Source organism: Lactiplantibacillus sp. 7.2.4 (genome assembly GCF_018991185.1).
Taxonomy (GTDB): Bacteria; Bacillota; Bacilli; order Lactobacillales; family Lactobacillaceae; genus Lactiplantibacillus; species Lactiplantibacillus pentosus.
The window spans coordinates 1-3,672 of sequence record NZ_JAGYGS010000108.1 but is presented as its reverse complement, the minus strand read 5'-3'; the positions used below and the strand labels follow the sequence as shown (position 1 = coordinate 3,672).

3 protein-coding genes are annotated in these 3,672 nt (G+C 39.9%); 1 reads left to right on the top strand and 2 read right to left on the bottom strand.

What is annotated here, in order from left to right; genetic code table 11:
• The first annotated feature begins 235 nt into the window (after nt 1-235).
• Nucleotides 236-325, top strand: coding sequence for a putative holin-like toxin (locus KGF70_RS17700; protein WP_107696660.1), 90 nt, complete (start codon nt 236-238; stop codon nt 323-325).
• A 336-nt stretch (nt 326-661) separates the two neighbouring features.
• Here the strand turns inward: KGF70_RS17700 and KGF70_RS16510 are convergent, their stop codons facing one another.
• A complete protein-coding gene (locus KGF70_RS16510) occupies nt 662-2,230 on the bottom strand; it encodes a ClC family H(+)/Cl(-) exchange transporter (protein WP_087509189.1) in 1,569 nt (522 codons plus the stop codon).
• Nucleotides 2,231-2,352: 122 nt separating this feature from the next.
• Complete coding sequence (locus KGF70_RS16505) at nt 2,353-3,507, bottom strand: cation:proton antiporter (RefSeq protein ID WP_065675018.1); 1,155 nt, start codon at nt 3,505-3,507, stop codon at nt 2,353-2,355.
• Nucleotides 3,508-3,672: the final 165 nt, after the last annotated feature.

Below are 3,672 nucleotides of genomic sequence, written 5' to 3'. Positions count from 1 at the left end.
AAAAACTCCAGGAACTCAAAAAAGGGTATCTACAAAAGATGTTTTGCTGATTCTTAATTTGATCAAATTTAGGATCCCATGAAACTCCATGATCTATTTTTATTGTGCTTGGTCAATACTTAATTCACCTGTATAATAGATTACGCAGGAAGGTTTAAGGGCGGTGGCTGTCTTTTCCCTTGTGAGGTGAGGCCCATGGGAACATGGAATAATCTTCAGGAAGGTTTCACAGTCAATGAGCGTCTTCCAGGCACTCTCGTTGATGTTGCTGTTTGGCACGTTTTTAATCGCGCTACTCAGCTATATCGACAAGCACCACAAATAAAAAAGCCGCCCTGCGTAACTTTGGTAGGTTACAGGGTAGCTTAATGCTGTCTTATTAACTTCGCCACCGCCTTTGAAGCGGCTTGCGTAGGAAGTCTTGTTAGCGCAAGGCTTCCTTTTCTGTCTACATTATAGCATGACTATGAAAAATTGGGTAGCAAGGCATTTTCGGCATATTATTTATCTTTGTATTTTTCAAAATAGGTTCAACTAATTCTGTTTCAGCGTTTTTCGTACTTCACCGTATTTGTATATAGTTTTCCAATATGTTTATGTCTGCCAACGGACCCACTTAATCTGATACCTACCATTATGATAAACCAATTTACCTATTAACTTAGTCTTGGTGCTTTTTTTCTAAGGTTGCTAATAATGCATCAATCCGTTGTTTAACTTGGGGTCGTTGGGTTGTATCAGTTAACAGTACTAACGTATCACCTTCATGAATCAAGGTGTCACCATGTGGAATCACTTCTTGTTCGCCACGCCGGATTCCAATGAGCAGTGCTTCTTTAGGCCATGGCATGTCTCGGACCATTTTGCCGTTTAAGGGACTGCCAAAGAAAACCGGTATTTCCAAATGATCAGGTCGATGAAGTTGCTGAACAGTTTTAGGCATTGTCATCTGCTTAAGCAATGCTTCATAGATTGGTGCACCGCCTAATAAATCAACAACAAGGTAAGCAGTTAACGATATGACTGCTAATGGCATTAAATGTGTTAAATTGCCAACCATTTCTGTTACCAGCAAGATAGCTGTGAAGGGAGCTTTTCCGATTCCAGCAAAGTAACCGGCCATGGAAAAAATGATTAGGTTCATGATATAGACATGCGATAATAATCCTAATTGATTCATTAAGACGCCATAAACCGCACCAATCACAGCACCTAAAGAAAGAATCGGCAAGAAAATACCGCCAGGTAATCCGGAACCATATGAAATCATTGAAAAGACGAATCGTATAATAAAAATTGCAATTAGTACAAACAAAGGTGGAACATGCTGGCCAAATCCCAAAATTAAGCCATTACCACCACCGAGTAAATTTGGCGAAAAGTAACCAACTAAAATTACCAGCAGAAATGGTACGATACCTTGTATTGGGCGTGGCAAATGTGTCAATTGATGATACCACCTAGGCATAACTAACAAGACCCGTTGATATAAGTAACCAAATAATCCCAAAACAATGCCGAGTAAAATTAAGTGCCAATAATTTGATACTGGTAAACTACGTGAATAACTTAAATGTAACACGGGAACAAGTCCGAAAACATTCAGCGAAATAAAATTTGAACCAATTGCTCCGGCTAATGCTGTTAACCAAACCAGCGGTGAAAAATTATGGTAAATCTCTTCTAAGACAAATAGAGTTCCAGCAATGGGGGCATTAAACGCTGCTGCTAATCCAGCAGCGGCGCCTGATGCAATTAGTAGTCGGCGATCAGTTCCTGATAACTTAAACTCAGAAGCGAAACCTTGACCAACTGACGCACTTAATTGAATCGCTGGTCCTTCTCGTCCGAGAAATAATCCAGGTCCCAATGCCAGAATACCACCGATAAATTTTCGCCAAAGAATTGACCACCAGTGCATTTCCAATTCACCAGCCAATTGACCTTCAACTTGCGGAATTCCAGAACCAGCGATATAAGGTTCTCTCTTGAGAAGTCGAGCCACAATTAACGCTAAACCAAGGTTGATGCCTATCAACAATGCCCATTCCCACCAAACAAACGGCGCGATTCGTAAGTATCTATATACCAATCGACTATAGTGCAGCCCTATCTCAATACAATAGCGAAATAAGCTAACAACGGTGCCACTCATTAAACCCACAAGCAGGCCGAGTAAAACAAATCGCAAACGAGTAACGTCAAATTTTTCTTTTACAAGCTGTATCAAATAACTAATCCTCCATTATAACCAATATTATATAATTTAGTACTTAATTAAACTAGGCAATATCTCGATGAAATCTAGTAGTTATTTTTCACAGAGAAGGGGTGTCATACCGCTAAAATGTTTTAGTAGTTTATATGACGAGCCGCATGTTTGAGTAGTAATGGTGCTAATAACGTTGTTAGGATAATGGCAGTGATAATTGCCGAATAGTAATCATCACTGATTAGTTTGGATTGGTAGCCTATTTGAGCGATAATCAAGGCCATTTCCCCACGCGAGACCATCCCTGCACCAACGAGGTAAGCTTCATTCGGACTGAATCCGGCCCATTTAGCCCCACTCCCCGCTCCTAATAGTTTCGTAAGTGTTGCCACAATTGTCAATACGATAATTAATAACAAATCGTGTTCTATGCCAGCTAGTGACATACTTAAACCAATTGAAACGAAGAATACAGGAATGAAAATCGCATAACCGATTGGTTCGATACTTTGATCAACTTCATGAGCTACATGAGTTTGTGCAATCGCAATTCCTGCAAAAAAGGCCCCAATTACTGCACTCAGTCCAATCAGATTTGCAATATATGCCATACCAAAACACAAAATCATCGCCATTATAGTAGGTCCCACTGGATTCAATAATTTGGTGCCTAGTCTAGCGAGGAGAGGGGCGATAAAACGCATCACGAAATAAATTGCGGCAAAGTAAATTAGCTGCTCTAAAAAAGTCAGAGCTAGCGGTATCTGGGTATCCGTACCAGCCTTTGTACCTATTAAACTGACCATAATGCTAAGTAAAACGACAGCTAGCACATCGTCAACCACCGCGGCACCGAGGACTGTTGAACCGCTCTTACTATCAAGTAAATTTAGTTCTTTCATGACAGCAACTGAAATTGAAACCGACGTTGCGGCAAAAATAACGCTCAAAAACAAGCTTTCAAATTGTGTCAAGCCAAAAACAATACCAACTGGATAGATCAGTACCATTGGAATCAAAACTCCTAACAACGCGACAATTATGCTAGGACGCAAATATTTTTTAAGCAATGTAAGATCACTCTCAAGTCCGGCGATAAACATTAAGATGATAACCCCAATCTCTGAAAAAATATGGATAAAATCATTGGCGCGAACCCAATTCAACAACGCAGGGCCAAGAATAATTCCAACAAATAATTGACCGATCACTGCTGGGATACCAACCCTAGAGGCTAGATGGCCAAATAGACTAGTTGCAATCAAGATGATCACCAAGGTACCTAAAAATTCCAAACAAAAACCTCCTCATACCCCGGTTTGTAAAATTAAGTTAGAAATTTAAAAAGCCATTTGTGATGGACTTTTGAGTGTCAAAATCAAAAGAAAGGCTGATCACAAATGACCTATACTCATCTTACTATAGACGAACTTGCCACAATTTATTCTTTTTGGAAACTT

Coding starts and splice junctions, on each gene's coding strand:
- KGF70_RS17700 (WP_107696660.1), top strand. CDS start 236: ATGAGCGTCTTCCAGGCACTCTCGTTGATGTTGCTGTTTGGCACGTTT.